The organism is Nonomuraea sp. MTCD27 (genome assembly GCF_041950495.1).
In the GTDB taxonomy this organism is placed as follows: Bacteria; Actinomycetota; Actinomycetes; order Streptosporangiales; family Streptosporangiaceae; genus Nonomuraea.
Genome location: NZ_JBGNUW010000074.1, coordinates 1 through 1,166 on the forward strand (window position 1 = coordinate 1; position 1,166 = coordinate 1,166).

Genomic DNA, 1,166 nt, shown 5'->3' on the forward strand with positions numbered 1-1,166 from the left:
ACGCCTGTGTGCTGGGTTCTTGCTGGTCGGAGGCTATTCGGCAGGTTGCAGGCCGCTCATCTTTGGCGGCAATGCGACGGCGCAGTCTTTGAAGATCTGAGCCTGGGCGGGGGTGAGGCGGGTGGTCTGCTGCAGTCGTCCGGCAGGGCCGGACAGGGTGACCTGGTGGATGCGTCCCAGTTCGCGGTTGATGGCGTTCCAGGTCCGTCCGGTGCGGCGTTCGGCGACGCGGATGAGTAGCAGTGCCAGCCAGCACAGCAGCACGTGGGCGACGATGCGCTGGTCGAGGCGGTGGTAGACGGGCCGCAGGTCCAAGGTCGTCTTCATGGTGCGGAAGGCTGCCTCGGCCTGGAGCAGGTTCTTGTAACCCAGGGCGATGTCTTCGGGGCTCAGGTCCGGGTCGGAGGCGGCGATCAGGTACTTGCCGTCGTAGTTGGCCTCGGCCTTGACCTTGGCGGCGTCGATGGACAGGCGGCCGGTGCCCGGGTGCTGCTTGAGCCAGCGGCCTAACGAGGGATGATCGCGTAGCGCGCATTCGGCCTTGCGGTGCGGCGCGTCCGGCGGTTTGGGAGCCTTTTTCTTGCCCTGCTGAGCGGCCTTGGCCTTGGCCTGGGCGGCGTCGGTGGCGCGGGCGGCGGCGATCCGGTCCAGCTCCGCGGTGATCGCCTCCAGTTGCGCCTGGCGGCGGGCCTGGTCGCGTTCGGCCTCGACGGGGTTGTGGCAGATGATCCACCGCCGTCCCGGGTCGGTGGCGAGCCGGACCTCTTTGACCCGCAGGTTGTCGCGGACGTGCAGGTAGCGGCCCTGGCGGGACATCGCCTCGCGGGCCTGGGCCGAGCCGTCGCGCATCTTGACGCCGCAGATGTAGTGGCCGCCGGCCCGCTGCAGGTAGGCCATGTTCTCGCGAGAGGAGAAACCGGAGTCGACCACGGTGACCACCCGTCCCAGCCGCCAGTCCCGCAGGTCGTCCTTGACCTGCTCGATCACGGTCATGTCCGAAGTGTTGCCGGGCCAGACCCAGCAGCGCACCGGGATGCCCTCGCGGGTGACGGCCAGCCCGATGACGATCTGCGGCAGATCCTTGCGGTGGTCCTTGGAATGCCCGAACCGGCGCAACCCCATCTCGACGCCCCCGTCGCCCCCGTCGCCCCCGTCGCCCCCGTCGC

At 69.3% G+C, this 1,166-nt stretch carries 1 protein-coding gene; it reads right to left on the reverse strand.

Annotated features, from left to right (window positions below):
* Positions 1-33: 33 nt before the first annotated feature.
* Positions 34-1,166, reverse strand: a 1,133-nt coding sequence (locus ACBJ59_RS62775; protein WP_375119392.1) for an IS1634 family transposase, incomplete at its 5' end; no start/stop codon positions are given.